The 16,990-nt window shown below is 73.9% G+C and carries 19 protein-coding genes and 1 pseudogene; 14 read left to right on the top strand and 6 right to left on the bottom strand.

All coding sequences use genetic code 11. From position 1 onward, the window contains the following. Window positions 1-99: 99 nt before the first annotated feature. Together ABD644_RS02130 and ABD644_RS02125 are read left to right on the top strand one after the other, a co-directional pair. Window positions 100-1,287 carry a sensor histidine kinase gene (locus ABD644_RS02130; protein ID WP_344686839.1) on the top strand — a complete coding sequence of 396 codons (1,188 nt, stop codon included), beginning with the start codon at window positions 100-102 and terminating at the stop codon, window positions 1,285-1,287. Continuing rightward, window positions 1,284-1,967: a winged helix-turn-helix domain-containing protein gene (locus tag ABD644_RS02125; protein ID WP_344686838.1), complete on the top strand. Its 684-nt coding sequence runs from the start codon at window positions 1,284-1,286 to the stop codon at window positions 1,965-1,967. Before ABD644_RS02130 ends, ABD644_RS02125 begins: the two co-directional genes overlap by 4 nt. A gap of 58 nt (window positions 1,968-2,025) precedes the next feature. Here ABD644_RS02125 and ABD644_RS02120 read toward each other — a convergent pair whose 3' ends face one another. Continuing rightward, window positions 2,026-2,217 (bottom strand): hypothetical protein, encoded by a 192-nt coding sequence (locus ABD644_RS02120; RefSeq protein ID WP_344686837.1) that lies wholly within the window; start codon window positions 2,215-2,217, stop codon window positions 2,026-2,028. 81 nt (window positions 2,218-2,298) lie between these two features. On the opposite strand from ABD644_RS02120, the gene ABD644_RS02115 reads away from it, so the two are divergent. After that, window positions 2,299-3,393: a helix-turn-helix domain-containing protein gene (locus ABD644_RS02115; protein ID WP_425547361.1), complete on the top strand. Its 1,095-nt coding sequence runs from the start codon at window positions 2,299-2,301 to the stop codon at window positions 3,391-3,393. A 45-nt stretch (window positions 3,394-3,438) separates the two neighbouring features. Here ABD644_RS02115 and ABD644_RS22780 read toward each other — a convergent pair. After that, window positions 3,439-3,939: pseudogene (locus ABD644_RS22780) on the bottom strand (DUF3109 family protein); the annotation flags it as partial. A 191-nt stretch (window positions 3,940-4,130) separates the two neighbouring features. Between ABD644_RS22780 and ABD644_RS02105 the strand changes: the two are divergent. Both ABD644_RS02105 and ABD644_RS02100 read left to right on the top strand, forming a co-directional pair. Further along, window positions 4,131-5,075 (top strand): Ppx/GppA family phosphatase, encoded by a 945-nt coding sequence (locus ABD644_RS02105; protein ID WP_344686835.1) that lies wholly within the window; start codon window positions 4,131-4,133, stop codon window positions 5,073-5,075. Then, window positions 5,075-6,082, top strand: a complete 1,008-nt coding sequence (locus tag ABD644_RS02100; protein WP_344686834.1) for a hypothetical protein — start codon at window positions 5,075-5,077, stop codon at window positions 6,080-6,082. Before ABD644_RS02105 ends, ABD644_RS02100 begins: the two co-directional genes overlap by 1 nt. A 7-nt stretch (window positions 6,083-6,089) precedes the next feature. Here ABD644_RS02100 and ABD644_RS02095 read toward each other — a convergent pair whose 3' ends face one another. Next, window positions 6,090-6,632, bottom strand: coding sequence for a type 1 glutamine amidotransferase domain-containing protein (locus tag ABD644_RS02095; RefSeq protein WP_344686832.1), 543 nt, complete (start codon window positions 6,630-6,632; stop codon window positions 6,090-6,092). Window positions 6,633-6,691: 59 nt separating this feature from the next. Here ABD644_RS02095 and ABD644_RS02090 point away from each other — a divergent pair, with 59 nt between their 5' ends. The 7 genes from ABD644_RS02090 (at window position 6,692) to ABD644_RS02060 (ending at window position 11,536) form a co-directional block, all read left to right on the top strand. Further along, window positions 6,692-7,405 (top strand): hypothetical protein, encoded by a 714-nt coding sequence (locus tag ABD644_RS02090; protein ID WP_344686831.1) that lies wholly within the window; start codon window positions 6,692-6,694, stop codon window positions 7,403-7,405. Continuing rightward, window positions 7,402-8,229 carry a pyrroline-5-carboxylate reductase gene (gene proC / locus ABD644_RS02085; protein WP_344686830.1) on the top strand — a complete coding sequence of 276 codons (828 nt, stop codon included), beginning with the start codon at window positions 7,402-7,404 and terminating at the stop codon, window positions 8,227-8,229. Before ABD644_RS02090 ends, proC begins: the two co-directional genes overlap by 4 nt. A 258-nt stretch (window positions 8,230-8,487) precedes the next feature. Next, window positions 8,488-8,823: a helix-turn-helix domain-containing protein gene (locus tag ABD644_RS02080; protein WP_344686829.1), complete on the top strand. Its 336-nt coding sequence runs from the start codon at window positions 8,488-8,490 to the stop codon at window positions 8,821-8,823. A 141-nt stretch (window positions 8,824-8,964) separates the two neighbouring features. Further along, the gene (locus ABD644_RS02075) at window positions 8,965-9,063 is read left to right on the top strand and encodes a 30S ribosomal protein bS22 (protein ID WP_012854759.1); all 99 of its coding nucleotides are present in this window, start codon (window positions 8,965-8,967) and stop codon (window positions 9,061-9,063) included. Window positions 9,064-9,073: 10 nt separating this feature from the next. Next, window positions 9,074-10,180: an NAD-dependent epimerase/dehydratase family protein gene (locus ABD644_RS02070; RefSeq protein ID WP_344686828.1), complete on the top strand. Its 1,107-nt coding sequence runs from the start codon at window positions 9,074-9,076 to the stop codon at window positions 10,178-10,180. Then, window positions 10,173-11,081: a lysophospholipid acyltransferase family protein gene (locus ABD644_RS02065; protein ID WP_344686827.1), complete on the top strand. Its 909-nt coding sequence runs from the start codon at window positions 10,173-10,175 to the stop codon at window positions 11,079-11,081. Before ABD644_RS02070 ends, ABD644_RS02065 begins: the two co-directional genes overlap by 8 nt. Beyond that, a complete protein-coding gene (locus ABD644_RS02060) occupies window positions 11,078-11,536 on the top strand; it encodes a hypothetical protein (RefSeq protein WP_344686826.1) in 459 nt (152 codons plus the stop codon). Before ABD644_RS02065 ends, ABD644_RS02060 begins: the two co-directional genes overlap by 4 nt. A gap of 86 nt (window positions 11,537-11,622) precedes the next feature. On the opposite strand, the gene ABD644_RS02055 is transcribed toward ABD644_RS02060, so the two are convergent. The 3 genes from ABD644_RS02055 to ABD644_RS02045 all read right to left on the bottom strand — a co-directional run bounded on the left by ABD644_RS02055 (window position 11,623) and on the right by ABD644_RS02045 (window position 14,761). Then, window positions 11,623-12,534, bottom strand: a complete 912-nt coding sequence (locus tag ABD644_RS02055) for an HAD family hydrolase (RefSeq protein ID WP_344686825.1) — start codon at window positions 12,532-12,534, stop codon at window positions 11,623-11,625. Window positions 12,535-12,624: 90 nt separating this feature from the next. Continuing rightward, window positions 12,625-13,809 (bottom strand): DUF5667 domain-containing protein, encoded by a 1,185-nt coding sequence (locus ABD644_RS02050; protein WP_344686824.1) that lies wholly within the window; start codon window positions 13,807-13,809, stop codon window positions 12,625-12,627. Window positions 13,810-13,924: 115 nt separating this feature from the next. Next, window positions 13,925-14,761, bottom strand: coding sequence for a sigma-70 family RNA polymerase sigma factor (locus ABD644_RS02045; protein ID WP_344686823.1), 837 nt, complete (start codon window positions 14,759-14,761; stop codon window positions 13,925-13,927). Between the two features lie 203 nt (window positions 14,762-14,964). Here ABD644_RS02045 and ABD644_RS02040 point away from each other — a divergent pair, with 203 nt between their 5' ends. After that, window positions 14,965-16,539: an AMP-binding protein gene (locus tag ABD644_RS02040; RefSeq protein WP_344686822.1), complete on the top strand. Its 1,575-nt coding sequence runs from the start codon at window positions 14,965-14,967 to the stop codon at window positions 16,537-16,539. Continuing rightward, complete coding sequence (locus ABD644_RS02035) at window positions 16,532-16,780, top strand: glutaredoxin family protein (RefSeq protein WP_344686821.1); 249 nt, start codon at window positions 16,532-16,534, stop codon at window positions 16,778-16,780. The genes ABD644_RS02040 and ABD644_RS02035 overlap by 8 nt, the downstream gene beginning before the upstream one ends. Window positions 16,781-16,990 lie beyond the last annotated feature (210 nt).

Below are 16,990 nucleotides of genomic sequence, written 5' to 3'. Positions count from 1 at the left end.
TGAACGGGCGCCCACAGCCAGGTGAACACTGACCCGGATGGGCCACGAACGGGTGTCGAGCGCAGCAGCCCGAGCCTGCGACCGACCTAGCATCGAGGCGTGAGTCCTTCGGTCGCCCTCGTGGTCGGCCTCGTCCTGGGAGCGGTGGTGGCCGCCACGGTCATCCTCCGCTACCGCAGCGACCCCGACGCGCCGGCCACACCGCCCGAGGTGCTGGTGCTGCCCGAGGCGGCCCTGGCCCGGCGCCTGCTGGACCTCATGGACCCGGCCGTGGTGTTCCTGGACGTCGACGACGCGGTGCTGCTGGCCAACCCGGCCGCCCGCGCCCTGGGCATCGTGCGCGGCAGCCGGCTGCTGGTCCCCGAGCTGGTCGACATCTCCCACCAGGTGCGTGCCCGCGGGAGCCGGCGGGCCGACGTCCGCCTGCCCGGCGACCTGGCCGGCACCGGTCCGCGCCTGCTCGGCGTGCACGGGGTCCGGCTCGCCAGCGGCACCACCCCGCCACCGGCGCCGGTCGCCCTGGTGCTGATCGACGTCACCGAGACCCGCCGCGTGGAGGCCGTCCGCCGCGACTTCGTGGCCAACGTGGGCCACGAGCTGAAGACCCCCGTCGGCGCCCTCGCGCTGCTGGCCGAGGCGATCGAGGGGGCCGCCGACGACCCGGAGGCGGTGCAGCGCTTCGCCGGCCGGATCGCGCACGAGGCCGACCGCCTCGCCCGGCTGGTCCGCGAGCTGATCGACCTGTCCCGGCTGCAGGGCGGCGAGCCGCTGCCCGAGTTCGCGCCGGTCGACGTCGACACCGTCCTCGCCGAGGCCGTCGACCGCACCCGCACCGCGGCGCTGGCCAAGCAGCTGGAGATCGTCGTCGGCGGCGAGACCGGCCTGGTCGTGCGCGGGGTGGAGAGCCAGCTGGCCACCGCCGTCACCAACCTGCTCGCCAACGCCGTCGCCTACAGCGCGGGGGAGAACCGCATCGCGGTGGCCGCGCGCGCCCGCTCCGGCTTCGCCGAGATCACGGTCACCGACAGCGGCATCGGCATCCCGCGCAAGGACCGGCTGCGGGTGTTCGAGCGCTTCTACCGGGTCGACCAGTCCCGGGCCAGCAGCACCGGCGGCACCGGCCTGGGGCTGGCGATCGTCAAGCACGTGGCGAACAACCACGGTGGATCGGTGAGCGTGTGGAGCGAGGAGGGCCTCGGGTCCACCTTCACGCTGCGGATCCCGCTGGACGCCGCGACCCCCCTGCCCAGCACTGCTCCTGTCGACGCTTCGAAGGGATCCTCATGACCCGGGTGCTCGTGGTGGAGGACGAGGAGTCCTTCTCCGACGCGCTGTCCTACATGCTGCGGCGGGAGGGCTTCGACGCGGTCGTGGCGGGCACCGGCCCGGACGCCCTGGCCGAGTTCGACCGCGGCGGTGCCGACATCGTGCTGCTCGACCTGATGCTCCCCGGCCTGTCGGGCACGGAGGTCTGCCGCGCGCTGCGTTCGCGGAGCGCGGTGCCGATCATCATGCTGACGGCGAAGGACTCCGAGATCGACAAGGTCGTGGGCCTGGAGCTCGGCGCCGACGACTACGTCACCAAGCCGTACTCCGCCCGGGAGCTGGTGGCCCGGATCCGCGCCGTGCTGCGCCGGCGCGGCGAGGCCGGCGAGACCCCCGCCGAGGGGGTGCTGGAGGCCGGCCCGGTCCGGATGGACGTCGAACGGCACGTCGTGTCGGTCGACGGGGAGCTCGTGGCCCTCCCGCTGAAGGAGTTCGACCTGCTCGAGTTCCTGCTCCGCAACGCCGGCCGGGTGCTCACGCGCGGCCAGCTCATCGACCGGGTGTGGGGCTCGGACTACGTCGGGGACACCAAGACCCTCGACGTCCACGTCAAGCGGTTGCGGGCCAAGCTCGAGCCCGACCCGGCCAACCCGAAGTACCTGCTGACGGTGCGGGGACTCGGCTACAAGCTGGAGGCTTGAGGCCCCGTCCAGAGGCTCGCCACGAGCGTGCGAGTGGTGAGGGGGACGGGGTCCTTTCTCAGGCGGGGACGAGCTCGCGGGTCTCCCGGCGGGTCTCCCAGCGGCGGCCCGTCCGGTAGACGTGCACGCCTCCGCACGCGGGGCACTCGACGTGCATCGCGATGTGGGTCGGGTGGTTGGTGACCGCTCGGATGCGGTGGTCGGCGACCAGCTCGTCGGTCCTCGTCACGGGGCAGGTGATCAGCAACATGGGAGAAGCGTGCTCCCGGTCGCCCGCACTGACGAGTGGCAGAAGTGACCGCTATCGCATGTTTTCTGCCATAGTGTCCGTATGGCAGAGAAGGACCGCCCGCTGGTCGTGAGCGTGGTCGTCGCCGACGGGCTCGTCGGATCGTTCGGGCTCGGCGTGAGCGCCGAGGTGTTCGGTTACGACCGCCGCCACATGGGTCTGCCGCGCTTCGACTTCGCGCTGGTCAGCGAGGCGCCAGGGGTGCTCCGCACCGACACCGGCATCCCGATCACCGTCGAGCACGGCCTGGAGCGGCTGGCCCGGTCCGACATCGTCCTGATCACCGCGTGGGAGCTGTTCGACCGGGTGCCCTCGCCGGTGCTGCTGGACGCGTTCCGGGAGGCGTACGCGCGCGGGGCGATCATCGTCAGCCAGTGCACCGGCGCGTTCGTCGTCGCCGAGGCCGGACTGCTCGACGGCCAGCGGGTGACGACGCACTGGAAGTACGCGGGCGAGCTCGCGGCCCGGTTCCCGGCCGTCCACGTCGACCCGTCGGTGCTCTACGTCGACAACGGGCAGGTCATCACCGGCGCGGGGACGGCGGCCGGGATCGATGCCCTCCTCCACCTCGTGCGCCGCGAGTGGGGTGCCGCCGCGGCCAACGCACTGGCCCGCGAGATGGTCGTCCCACCGCACCGCGACGGCGGCCAGGCCCAGTTCATCGACGCCCCGGTCCCCGCCTGCGAGGACGATCTGCTGGGCGCCGTCCTGGAGTGGGCCTCGGCCCACCTGGCCGACGACATCAGCGTCGACGGCCTGGCCCGCCGCGCCCTGATGAGCCCGCGCAGCTTCGCCCGCCGGTTCAAGGCCACCACCGGGACGACGCCGCACGCCTGGCTGCTCGCCCAGCGGCTGGCCGCCGCCGAGGCGCTGCTCGAGGAGAGCGACGCGCCCGTGGAGGAGATCGCCCGGCTGGTCGGCTTCGGCACGGCGGCGGGCCTGCGCGACCAGTTCACCCGGCGCCGCGGGGTGTCACCACGGGCCTATCGCCAGACGTTCCGCGCCGGGGCCCGGTCAGGCCCCGGGGCGGCGCCGGTGCAGCTCGACGGGTACCGGGCTGGCGGGATGCACATCGGGGCTGGCGGGGTGGGGAGCAATCAGCCCCTGGTCGAGACGGAGCTCGGTCAGCCGGCGTAGCTCGTCGTAGGCGGGCCGGCCGAGCAGGGCCACGAGTTCCGGGCCATAGGTCAGCACGAGCGGCTCCGGGCTGACGTGCGCGACCGGGGAGCCGGTGCACCACCAGTGCAGGTCGTGCCCCCCGGCGCCCCAGCCGCGCCGGTCGAACTCGCCGATGCTCGTGACGAGCACCGTCGTGCCGTCGGGGCGCTCGACGTGCTCCTGCTCGCGGCGCACGGGCAACTGCCAGCACACGTCGGGCTTCGTCGTCAGCGGGTGGACGCCGGTGCGCACCGCCATCCGGTGCAGCGCGCAGCCGCTGCCGCCCGGGAACCCGGGCCGGTTCAGGAACACGCAGGCACTGTCGACGACGCGGGTGCGCTGCGCGCGCACGCCGTCGGCGTCGTCCCCGTCCTGCTCCGTCCACGCCGCGCGGCCGACCGGCGCGAGCTGCCAGTCCTCGTCGGTGAGCTGTGCGACGGCGCCGGTCACGCGGGAGAGGTCGTCGTCGTCGGTGAAGAAGGCGCCGTGGCTGCAGCACCCGTCGTCGGGCCGGCCCTCGACCACGCCGGCGCACCCGCGGCCGAAGATGCACGTCCATGCCGAGGCCAGCCAGGTGAGGTCGCCGCGGACGACGTGCCCGGGGTCGGCCGGATCGACGAACTCCACCCACTCGCGCGCGAAGTCGAGCGCGACCTCGTCGGGGGGATCGGTCGCCACGTGGCCAGCCTAGAGAAGGACCCAGGCAGACTGGGCCCATGCGGCTCGGAGTGCTGGACGTCGGATCGAACACCGTCCACCTGCTGGTGGTCGACGCCCACCGGGGTGCCCACCCGACGCCGATGCACGACGAGCGGTTCGTCCTGCGTCTCGCCGAGCACGTCGGCGACGACGACCTGCTCTCGCGGGAGGGCGAGAAGGCCCTGACGAAGGCGGTCCAGGCCGCTCGCGAGCGCGCCACGAGCCTGGGCTGCGACGAGTTCATGGCGCTGGTGACCTCGGCGATCCGGGAGGCGCGGAACGGTCTGGCCGTGCTCGCCCGGGTCCGCGAGGCGACCGGCGTCGAGCTGCAGGTCCTCACCGGTGAGGACGAGGCCCGGCTGACCTTCCTCGCCGTGCGCCGCTGGTTCGGCTGGAGTGCCGGCCAGCTGCTGGTCCTCGACATCGGCGGCGGCTCGCTGGAACTGGCCAGCGGCATCGACGAGGACCCCGACGTCGCGCTCTCCCTGCCGCTGGGCGCCGGGCGCATGACCCGCCGGTTCCTGCCCGCCGCCCGCGAGGGCGGTCGGCCGGATCTGGCTGCGCTCGGGGAGCTCGATCGGTACGCGAGCGACCTGCTGGGGCCGGCGGCGGACAAGCTGCGTTCGGCCGGGCGGCCCGACCTGGTGGCTGCCACCAGCAAGACGTTCCGCACGCTGGCCCGGCTGACCGGGGCCGCGCCGTACTCCGCCGGGCTGCGGGTGCCGCGGAGGCTCCGCATGGAGTCGCTCGAGCAGTTGCTCGGCTTCGTGTCCCGGATCGAGTCGGGCGCGCTGGCCGAGTTGCAGGGCGTGTCGCCGGCGCGTGCGCACCAGGTTCCCGCTGGAGCGGTTGTCGCTGCCGCAGCAATGCGCGCCCTGGACGTACCGTTCGTGCGGATCTGTCCGTGGGCGCTGCGGGAGGGTGTCATCCTGCGCAGGCTGGACTCGATGGGAGGGGTGTGATGGCCGACGACTGGAACCCGGACACGGGTGGCCGCTCGCTCGCCGAGATCCTCCGCGAGGCCGGCATCGAGCGGGCCAACCGCGCCAACCGCAGGCGCAGCTGGGACGACCCTGACGAGACCGCGATCCGGCAGCGGCGCGCCGAGGCTGCCGCCGACCGCTCCAACACCGGCGGCTTCGGGCGGCGCAAGAGCGACTTCGCCGACCGCGTCGAACAGCAGGCTGCCGCCGAGTCAGGTGGCCGGAAGTCGTCCGGCCGGGAGCCCATGGCCCGCGAGCCCATGGCCCGCGAGCCCATGGCCCGGGAAGCGATGGCCCGGGACGCGATGGCCCGGGAAGCGAAAGCGCGGGAGTCGATGGCCCGCGAGGCCGTGGGCGATCGCCGGCAGAGCCGGCGGGCGGCGCCCGAACCCTCCACCGCGGCGATCCCTGGCCTCCGGCCCGACCGCAAGCCCGGCGTCCCGCATCCCTCCGGCCCGATCCCGTCCGGCCCCATCCCGTCCGGGCCGCTCCTGTCGGGGTCGCTCTCCGACGCCCCGCTGCGCGAGCGACGGTCCACCGGCCGGGTGTCGTCCGGACGCGACCGGCTGGCTCCCCGCGCCTCGATGCCCGGCTCCTCGGCGCCGCCCCGGGCACCCGAGGCCGACTCGCACCCTTCCACCGGGCCCATCCCGGTCGTCCGGCCCGAGGACTTCGACGACGCCGACCTCGAGGCGACCCCGCGCGAGAGCGCCATGGCCTGGCTGCGCTTCGCCGGTGAGCTGCTCATCGCGCTGGCCGCGGGCGTCGGCGTCTACTTCGCGGCCACCCTGCTCTGGGAGCAGGTGCCGCACCTCGCGGTGTTCCTGGCGCCGTTGTCCGTGGCCGGTCTGGTCGCCGGTGTCAGCATGTGGCGGCAGCGGCAGGGCCGTGACGCCATGGGACCGCGGTTGCTGGCGCTGCTGGTCTTCGCCGGGACGTTGCTGACGATCGCCCCGGCCGCCGGGCTCCTGGCTGCCGGTTCCTAGCCGGTTCCTAACCCGTCGCGAACCGCTCCACGATCGCCGCGCCGAAGGCGTCGAGGTCGTCGGGCTTGCGGCTGGTGATCAGGTTGCCGTCGACGACGACCTCCTCGTCCACCCACTGCGCCCCCGCGTTGCGGAGGTCGGTCTGCAGCGACGGCCACGAGGTCATGCGCCGTCCGCGGACGACGTCGGCCTCGGCCAGCACCCACGGCGCGTGACAGATCGCCGCCACGGGCTTGCCGGCGTCGATGAACGCCTTCACGAACGCGACGGCATCGGCGTCAGCGCGCAGGAAGTCACCGTTGATGACGCCGCCGGGCAGGACCAGCCCGCCGTACGCCTCCGGATCGGCCGCGGCGAGGGCGACGTCGACCTTCTTCGTGTCGGCCTTGTCGATGTGGTCGTAGGCGGTGATGGTGCCGCTCTCCTGCGAGACCAGCTCCGGCTCCGCGCCCGCCTCCACCAGCGTCTGCCAGGGCTGGTCGAGCTCGACCTGCTCCACGCCGTCCGTGGCGAGGACCGCCACTCGCATCCCGCTCAGTTCTCCTGCCATGCAGGCCCGGCTACCCCGGGCCCGGACGGGGCACACGCGGGCGCACTACGGTTTCCGACGTGCTCGTTCGCCGTTCGCTGCTCCGCCGTCTGGGGGTTGGCCGCTTCGTGGCCGGCGCCCGCCTCGACGACGCGGTCCGCGTCGCCGGCGAGCTCGTCGCGGACGGACGGCGGGTCGCGCTCGAGCACGTGCCCGGCCGCGGGGACGACGTCGCGGCCGAACTCGTCACGCTGGCCTCGCGGGTGCGCACCGCCGGGCTGGCCGACTCCTGCGAGCTGACCGTGCCGGTCGACCGCGTGGGCCGCACGGCCGCGGGGGAGATCGGCCGGGCCGGTCTCGCCGTCGTCCTGGACGGGACGCCTGCGGACGTCGACGCGCTCGCCGACGACCTGCCCGGTGCGGGCGTCGTCGTCCGGGCGGGGGAGCCCGGCGCCGAGTCCCGGTGCCGCGCCCTCGCGTCGGGGCACGTCCGGCTGACCTCCGGCCGGGGTGCCGACGCCGACCTGGCGTTCGTGCGCTGCCTGAACGTCCTCATGGCCGCGGGTGGACGACCCGCCGTCGCCACCTCCGACCTCCGTCTGATCGCCATCGCCGGTGAGCGCGCGGCCTGGAACGGCCGCACGCCCGACAGCTGGGAGCACGTCATGCCCTACGGGGTCCGCACCGCCGAGCAGCACCGGTTGGTCGCCGCCGGTCTCACCGTCCGGGTCGCCGTGCCCTCGGGCCCCGGCGCTCCCGCCGTCCTCGCGCGTTCCCTGGCCGGGCTGGCGTGAGCGCCCCGGCTCGCCGCGGCCTGGCCATCATCGGGGGCGGGAAGATCGGCGAGGCCCTCCTCTCGGGCCTGATCCGGCGGGGCGGCCCCGACGGCATCCTGGTCTGCGAGCGCAGCGCGGCGCGCGCCGCGGAGCTGGCCGAGCGCTACCGGGTGCCCGCCGTCGACCTCGGCGAGGCCGCGGTGCGGGCACGCGTGCTGCTGCTGGCGGTCAAGCCGCAGGACATCGACGCGCTGCTGGAACGGCTGGCCGAGCACGTCGACGAGGGGCACCTCGTCGTCTCGGTGGCCGCCGGGGTGCCGACGGCGCGCCTCGAGGCCGCGCTGCCCGCCGGGGTGCCGGTCGTGCGGGTGATGCCGAACACTCCCGCGCTGGTCGACGAGGGCATGAGCGTGCTGTCGGCCGGCGCGCACGCGGGCGAGGCCGACCTCGACGAGGCCGAGGCGCTGCTGGCCGCCGTGGGCAAGGTGCGCCGGGTGCCGGAGTCGCAGCAGGACGCCGTCACGGCGCTGTCGGGCAGCGGGCCGGCGTATTTCTTCTACCTGGTCGAGGCGATGGTCGACGCCGGCATCCTGCTCGGCCTGCCCCGCACGCTGGCCTTCGACCTCATCGTGCAGACCGCCCTGGGCGCCGCGGTGATGATGCGGGACTCCGGCGAGCACCCGGTGCAGCTGCGGGAAGCGGTCTCCAGCCCCGGTGGGACGACGATCGCCGCGATCCGGGAGCTGGAGAAGCACGGGGTGCGCGCCGCGCTGATGGCCGCGATCGAGGCAGCGCACGCCCGATCGGTGGAGCTGGGGCGCCGGAGCGACGAGAGCCGCTGACCCTAGCGCGTCACGGACGAGGAAATGTCGACTCAGCGTGATTGATGGTGCTCGTGTCGCAATGACGCGCCGAACCACATGTCGACGGGGCGACATATATGCACATCTGCCCAGGACGGACCGGTCCGCCTGTTCGATTCATCCATCGCTCCTGTCCCATGTGTCCCCTTACGCTCTGTTGCAGCACGTGCGTGTTCAGTTGCCGGTGGGGAAGCCGGCGCCACGACACGAGCTAGGTCCGGAGACGAAGACATGACCATGCCCCAGCGCTCAGCCGCCCCCGCCCTCGCCCGTCCGGGCGTGCCCGGCCCGCGGCCGATCGGTCGCCCCATGGCCGCCACGATGGCCCGCCCGGTGCCCGCCGCCCACCCGGCCGCGATGCCCGTCGGCCGCCCGAGCGTCCCGGCCCCCCGCGCCGCCGTCACCTTCCTGACCGTCGCCGAGGTCGCCGCGATGATGCGCGTCTCGAAGATGACCGTGTACCGCCTGGTCCACGCCGGCGAGCTCTCCGCCGTCCGCGTCGGCCGTTCGTTCCGCGTGCCGGAGCGCGCCGTGCAGGACTACCTCCGCGACGCCTACACCGACATCGCCTGAGATCTCCCCGACGTTCCCGGTTCGCCCGCGGCAACGGCGCCGCGGGGCGGCCGGTACGCTCGGTCGCCGGATGATTCGCGGGCTGCGCCTGTGGATCACGGTTCGAGCTGATCCATTTCGTCACGACGTCGGGAGCACCACGTGGGTTCGGTCATCAAGAAGCGGCGCAAGCGGATGGCGAAGAAGAAGCACCGCAAGCTGCTGAAGAAGACGCGCGTTCAGCGACGCAACAAGAAGTGAGCTGACGCTCGTGCCGCCCGCCGTCGTCCTGGTCACCGGTGTGAGTCGGTGGCTCGGTGGTGCGCTGGCGGCCGAGCTCGCAGCCGATCCGGCCATCGGCCGGGTCATCGGGGTCGACACCGTGCCTCCGTCACCGACGATGCTGCGTCGGCTCGGCCGCACCGAGTTCGTGCGCGCCGACATCCGCAACCCGCTGATCGGCAAGGTCATCGCCGCGGCGTCGGTCGACACGGTCGTGCACATGAACATCAGCTCCACCCCCGCCGGCTCCGGCGGGCGGGCGCCGATGAAGGAGCTCAACGTCATCGGCACGATGCAGCTGCTCGCGGCCTGCCAGCGGGCGCCGTCGGTGCGCCGGTTCGTGCTGAAGTCCACGAGCGCCGTCTACGGCGCCTCCTCGCGCGACCCTGCGGTCTTCACCGAGAAGATGCAGGCACGCCGGGTCCCGTCGGGCGGCTTCGCCAAGGACAGTCTCGACATCGAGGGCTACGTGCGGGCGTTCGCGCGGCGGCGTCCCGAGGTCGAGGTGGCCCTGCTGCGGTTCACCAACTTCATCGGCCCGCGGATCGACTCGTTGCTCACCGGGTTCTTCCGGATGCCCGTGGTCCCCACGGCGCTGGGCTACGACGCACGCGTCCAGCTGCTGCACGAGGACGACGCCCTGGCCGTGCTCGCCCGCGCGACGACCGGCCCCTTCGTGGGCACGGTCAACGTCGGCGGCGAGGGCACCCTGCTGCTCTCGCAGGCGATCCGGCGGCTGGGCCGGGTCCAGCTGCCCATCCCCAGTCCGGCCCTGGGCTCCATCGGCCGGTTCTCCCGGCGGTTCGGCTTCGTCGACTACTCGCCCGAGCAGATGCGCTTCCTGAACTTCGGCCGCGTCGTCGACACGACCGTGCTGCGCACGGAGTTCGGCTACACGCCGCGCTACACGACGACCGCCGCGCTCGAGGACTACGCGCGCACGCTCGAGCCGGTGGTCTCGCCCCGGCTCGTCGAGTCGACGGCGTCGCAGCTCCGTTCCGCGCTGGCGCGGGTCGGTGACACCGCCACGGCGGTGGGGGAGCGGCTGCATCCGACGCCGCCGTCGCCCGGTCTGCGGGCGGTGCGCGATGCCTGAGGCCCGGGTGATCCCGCTACGCCCCGACGACGACGAGCCCTACGTCCAGCCGGCCGCAGCGACCGGCTGGGAGGACCAGCTCGCCGGCGGTCTGGAGTTCCTGCGGCGCCGGCTGACCGGCGAGTACGAGACCGACGAGTTCGGCTTCGACCCCGACCTGACCGACCACGTGCTCCTCCCGCTGCTGCGGCCGCTGTTCAACCGCTGGTTCCGGGTGGAGAGCCAGGGCATGGAGAACGTGCCGTCCGAGGGTGGGGCGCTCGTCGTCGCCAACCACTCCGGCACCGTGCCGGTCGACGCGATGATGACCACCGTCGCGCTGCACGACCAGCACCCGGCCGAGCGCCGGCTCCGGCTGCTGGGCGCCGACCTGGTCTTCGAGCTGCCGTTCATCGGGTCGATGTCGCGCAAGATGGGCTCGACGCTGGCGTGCAACGAGGACGCCGAGCGGCTGCTGACCGAGGGCGAGCTCGTCGGCGTCTTCCCCGAGGGGTTCAAGGGGATCGGCAAGCCGTTCCGCGAGCGGTACACCCTGCAGCGGTTCGGTCGGGGCGGTTTCGTCACCGCGGCGCTGCGCACCGGGGTCCCGATCATCCCGTGCGCGATCGTCGGCGCCGAGGAGATCTTCCCGATGATCGGGAACGCGAAGACCGCGGCCCGGCTGATGGGGCTGCCCTACTTCCCGATCACGCCGACGTTCCCGCTGCTCGGCCCGCTCGGGCTGGTGCCGCTGCCCTCGAAGTGGCTGATCGCGTTCGGCGAGCCCATCGAGACGGCGTCCTACGGTCCGGCCGCGGCCGAGGACCCGATGCTGGTCTTCAACCTCACCGACCAGGTGCGCGAGACCATCCAGCACTCGCTCTACCAGCTGCTCCTGCAGCGCAAGAGCGTCTTCGGGTGAGCGCCTCCACCGAGGCCTGGTGCACCGATGAGGAGCTCACGGCCGCGCGGCTGCGTTTCGCCGCCGGCATCGCCGGCTACGTCCATCCCGCGGCGTACGGACTGGCCCGGCTCGACGGGGAGAGGCTCACCTTCGGTGCGGTGAACGACGTCGGCCACATCCACCGTCTCCCGGGCGCCGTCCTGGCGTCGGTGTGCGGTTACACGTCGCGGACGGCGACCTTCCCGCTGGGCGACGCTGACCTGGACGAGGCCATCAGACGGTTGGCCCCCGCGGAGGCGGCGGTCCACTGGGAACATCCGAATCTCTGGTCGTGGCGCGAGCTGCGCGACGGGGCATCGCCCTCGAGCACCTTCGTGGCGTTCTTCGTGGCCGACGCGGCGGACGATCCGGTCAATGCCCACGACCACGACTTCCGCGCACGATTGGGTGGACCGGTCGAGTCTGTGCGCTGATCGGCAGCTTTCCCGGCCCGATGTGCCGATCTGCGCACACTGCTGCGCGTGGCCGGGCCGGCCGACCCCTGGTCACGTCTGAAGGCTCACCAGGGGAACTTCTCGCGTCTCCTCAGGGCGATCGCGCCGCCCACGGCCGCGCCGGACAGCGCTGCGGCACCGACCGCGGGCAGGCCGTACTTCGCCGCCTTGCGGCCCGTGCGGAAGTCGCGGATCTGCCAGCCCCGGCTCCGCGCGATCGCCCGCAGCTCGGTGTCAGGGTTGACCGCGACGGCGGTGCCGGTGAGGGAGAGCATCGGCAGGTCGTTGGCCGAGTCGCTGTACGCGGTGCACCGGGACAGGTCGAGCCCCTCGCGCTCCGCGAGGGCCATGACCGCCTCGGCCTTGGCCGGGCCGTGCATCATCTCCCCGACCAGGCGGCCGGTGTACTTGCCGTCGACCACCTCGGCCACCGTGCCGAGCGCACCGGTGAGGCCCAGCCGGTGGGCGATGATCGACGCCAGCTCGACCGGGGTCGCCGTCACCAGCCACACCCGCTGACCGGCGTCGAGGTGCTTCTGCGCGAGCGAGCGCGTGCCGCCCCAGATGCGGTCGGCCATCAGCTCGTCGTAGATCTCCTCGCTGGCCTCGACGATCTCGGAGACCGGCCGGCCGGCGACGAACGCCAGCGCGTTCTCCCGGATGGCGTGCACGTCGTCGGCGCTGCCCTCGTTGCCGGCGATGCGGAACTTGGCCTGCTGCCAGACGAACCCGGCCATGTCGCGGGTGGTGAAGTACTTGCGGGCGGCCAGCCCGCGGGCGAACCAGAACAGCGACGCGCCCATCATCATCGTGTTGTCGACGTCGAAGAACGCGGCCCCGGTCGGGTCCGGCTCGGCGGTCGGTGGTCCCTCGACCTCGGCCGCGGCGGCCGACGCCGCGCCGGCGACGTGGGCGCGGGTCTCCTCGTCGATCTCGGAGCGTGCGGAGCGGCGGCCGCTGAACGGCAGACGCGGCACGGCGACCTCCCCCTGTGTGCTCGGTCCGGTGGAACCCGGACCTGACCCTAGCCGGGACCCGGCGGGGTCTCTGGGGTGGTCGGTCGGTGGTCAGTCGGTGCAGTCGCCGAGCACGATCGGCCCGAGGCAGAGCTCGAGGGTGGGCTGCGGGGAGGACGTGGCCGGGCTGCTCGTCGACGCGCCGGGCAGGCTCGGCAGAGTCGTCGGCAGCGTGGTCGGCAGCGTCGTCGGGAGCGGGATCGTCGGGGTCTGACCGCTCGGCACCTCGGCGGTGGGCAGGCCACCCGGGTCGGAGCCGGTCGAGCCGCCGCCTGCGTCGGTGCCACCGGGAACGGCCGGCGTGGTCGGGGTCGCGGCCGTCGTGCCTCCGGAGTCGGAGCCCGGGGCGGGCGTGGGGCCGTCGCTGCCACCGGCGGCCGGCGGGGTCGACGGCTGGTCCACGCAGAGGCCGGGCACGGGGCCGATGGCGTCGGTGCTCTCGATCGGCGGTCCCGCCGCGCAGCCGAGGACGTCGGTCAGCGCGACGGTCCGGATGTCGATGTCCTCGAGCAGCGCGAGGGACGCGTCGAGCTCGTCGACGGTGGACTCCGGCACGGCGCCCCTCAGCCCGGCCAATCCGTCGGCCTGCTCGGCGGTCCAGGCGGCCAGCAGGTCCAGCGGGGCGTCGTCGCCGGTCTCGACCGCGCGGTCGGCCAGCCAGGAGGCGCCCTCGGCGGTCTGGTCGTCCATCGTCGCGAGGGTCTCGAGCACCAGTGTCGGGTCGCCCCCGGCCGCCAGGACGACGGTGCCCTCGGACGACGACCCTCCGGCGGCCGGCAGTGCCGAGGTGCCCGACGCGGTGAGGTCCTCGAGCTCGTGCAGGCGGGTGCGGGCGAACTCGAGCAGCGTCTGCCCGCGCCCGTCACCGGCCAGCGCGAGCTGGGTCTGCTCGGTGCCGCGCTTCAGTCCGTACAGGGCATCGCCCGGGCCGGCGTCGGTGGAGACCGCCACCAGGGTCGCCAGGGCGGTCACGCCCATGGCGGCTCCGGCCAGACCGGCGGTCAGCCGGCCGCGCCAGCGTGACGGGGCGGCGTCCTCGGCGCGGGTGACCAGCCGCTTCCACGGCGACACCGGCGCCGGGGCGGGCGATCGGACGGCGGCCATCGCGACCAGCCGGGCGCGGGTCTTCGACTGCCACGCGGGATCGGGTTCGCCGTCGAGGTCCGACGCCAGCGCGTGCAGGCGCGCGACGACCAGATCTTCTCGGGCCGTGCCCGAGCGGTCCGTCACGCTCATGTCCTGCCTCCGGTCCCCGTGAACACGGGGTGGCTCATGCTCGGCGCACCCCGCTGCACACGTTCCAACGAGGGGCGACGATATTCGGTTACGCCCCCGACGAAGGCCTTTTCGCTCATCTCAGACCGTCCGGGAGCAGACCGGCGAGACGGCGCACGGCGCGGTGCTGGAGCGCCTTGATGGCGCCGTCCTTCTTGCCCATGATCTCGGCGGTCTCCGACACCGACAGGCCGTGCAGGAAGCGCAGCACGATGCACTCCTGCTGCTCGCTCCCGAGCTGCTGCACGCACTCCAGCAGCTGCTTGTTGGTCAGGTGCGCCACCACCGCGTCCTCGGGGCCGTCGGTGGCCCGGTCGGCGTCGCGCATGTCGGCGGTCGTGACCTCCAGGCGGTACCGGCTGCTCTTCACCTGGTCGCGGATGATGTTGCGCGCGATCGTGACCAGCCACGCGCCGACGTCGCGCCCCTGGAAGGACAGCGAGTCGATGCGACGCAGCGCGCGCACAAACGTCTCGCTGGTGACGTCCTCGGCGGTCGCCCGGTCGCCCACCCGGTTGTAGGCGTAGCGGTGGACCAGCGTCACGTAGTGGTCGTAGAGCTCCCCGAAGGCCTCGGCGTCGCCGTCCTGCGCGCGGCGGACCATGCCCCAGACATCGGGCCCGGTCGCCGGAGGGACGACGTCGGAGAGCCCGGCCTCGGCGAGGTCGACGACGTCCGACGGCTCCGGCACGTCGGCGACGATGTTCGGCTCGGTCCCGTCCTCGGGCACCGCGAGCGCCTCGGTGCTCGCCCGGGGGACCGGGGTCGGGCGGGGCCGCCCGTCCGGCAGGAGATGCCCGTCGGGTGTCGGGCGCGGCCGCGGCGACGGACGGGGACGCGGGTTCGGCCGGGCTTCCGGCGGGCGCGGCGGCGACCCGGCGGTCGACCGCTCGGCGTCCAGCGGGTGGGCCATGCGGGCGTTCGACCTCCTCGTCGGCCCGCCGTGCCTGGACCGTTTCCTCCCCGGCGCGGCCGCCGGGCGACGGCCGCGCAGGCTGCGGGGCTCCTCCCATGGTGACAACATCGCCCCAGCCCGTCCACGCGGGACGCAGATCAGCACGTCCGGACGCACCCGTTCGGGCGTGTGCAGCCGCAGCGAACGACAGGAGATGTCGAGTGTCCGAGGCAGGCATGTCGCTGGCCGCGCTGGTGCGCTCGGCCGCCCGGCGCCGCCCGGACGCGCCCGCGGTGGTCGCCGGGGAGCGGCGGCTGAGCTGGGCCGAGCTGGACGAACTGGTCGACCGCGCCGCCGCGGGCTACGCCGCACGCGGCCTCGAGCCCGGCAGCCGCGTGGCCGTGCAGCTGCCCAACGGGGTGGACTGGGTGCGGGCGGCCGTCGGAGCGTTGCGCGCCGGGCTCGTCGTCGTCCCGGTGAACACCGCCTACACCGATCCCGAGCTCGAGTACGTGCTCACCGACTCCGGCGCCGGCCTGCTGGTGGCGGCGGCCGAGCGCGCACCGGTGGCCGGCGTCCCGGTCTGCGCCGGGCCGCCGACCTCCGACGGACCGCCGCCGGAGCCGGCCGAGGACCCCGCGTCGGTCGCCTTCCTCTGCTACACCAGCGGCACGACCGGGCGACCGCGGGGCGCGATGCTGACCCACGCCGCCCTGCGGGCCAACCAGGAGCAGTGCCTGAAGCTGTCCCCACCGGTGGTGCGGGAGGACGACCGGGTCCTGCTCGTGCTCCCGCTCTTCCACGTGTACGGCCTCAACGCCGGGTTCGGGCTGGTCGCGGCCACGGGCGCGTGCGCCGTCCTCATGGAGACCTTCGACCCGCGGCAGACGCTGGCGGTCATGGAGGCGGAGCACGTCACCGCCGTCCCCGGTGCGCCGCCGATGTACCAGGCGTGGCTGGCCGCCGCGGACGCTGGTAACCGCGACGACCCCACCCACCCCGACGCCGGGCTGCGCCGCGCCTTCGCCGCGATGCGCATGGCCTCCTCGGGTGCGGCGCCGCTGCCGGAGGAGGTCTGGACGGCGATGCGCGACCGCGCCGCGGTGACCGTGTGGGAGGGCTACGGGCTCACCGAGGCCGCCCCGGTCGTCGCCAGCACCCTGGCCACCGGGCGGGCCAAGCCCAACTGCATCGGCGGTCCGCTGCCGGGCGTCGACCTCGAGCTGCGCGACACCGCCGCCACCGAGGCGGACCCGGAGCGGCAGGCCGGCGACGACGAGAACCTCGAGGGGCCGGGCGAGATCTGGATCCGCGGTGCCAACGTCTTCTCCGGCTACTGGCCCGACGGCGCCGACGGGCCCGACGCGGAGGGCTGGCTGGGCACCGGCGATCTCGCCTACCGCGACGCCGACGGCGACCTGCACCTCGTCGACCGCCGCAGCGACCTCGTCCTGGTCAGCGGGTTCAACGTCTACCCCGCCGAGGTGGAGCGGGTCCTCGACAGCCACCCCGCCGTCGCCGAGAGCGCCGTGATCGGCGTCCCCGACCCGCGCACCGGGTCCGCGGTGCGGGCGGTCGTCGTCCTGGTGCCGGGGGAGAAGCTGACCTTCGAGGAACTGCAGGCGCATGCGGCGGCGTCGCTGGCCCGCTACAAGGTGCCGACGTCGGTGAACTTCCTGCCGAACCTGCCGCACTCGCTGACCGGCAAGGTCAGCCGTGCCCGGCTCCGCGAGCTGGGTCTCACCGGGGACAACCTCACCGGGGACGACGGCCGCACCGGGGACGACGGTGTCTGAGCCCGCCCCCCGGTTGCAGCTGATGACCCGCGTCGGCTGCCACCTGTGCGAGGTCGCGGCGGAGACCCTGGACCGCATCGCCGCCGAGTTCGGCGAGGCGCCCCGGTCGATCGACGTCGACTCCGATCCCGACCTGCAGGCCGAGTACGGCGACCGCGTCCCGGTGGTGCTGCTCGACGGCCGCGAGCACTCCTACTTCACCGTCGACGTGGACCGGCTGCGGCGGGACCTCGGGGGATAGGTGCCGCGTCGGGCCCCCCTCCCGGGGGACGGCCCGGGCCCGGTTAGGGTGGCGTCCACCACAGCGGGAGGCATCCGGGCCGGTCAGCCCGGCTTTCCGGGGCTCTGCGGGGCGTCGGCGACTTTGTTCCGGCGTTCACAAGCGGTTACCGTGGCGGGCGAGGGCGTCCCGCCCCCCGCCACCGTCCCCGTATTCCCGATATGTCAGCGC

Source organism: Blastococcus jejuensis, assembly GCF_039534705.1.
In the GTDB taxonomy this organism is placed as follows: Bacteria; Actinomycetota; Actinomycetes; order Mycobacteriales; family Geodermatophilaceae; genus Blastococcus_B; species Blastococcus_B jejuensis.
Note: the sequence above shows the minus strand (reverse complement) of the source record. Positions and strands in the feature narration are given on the sequence as shown.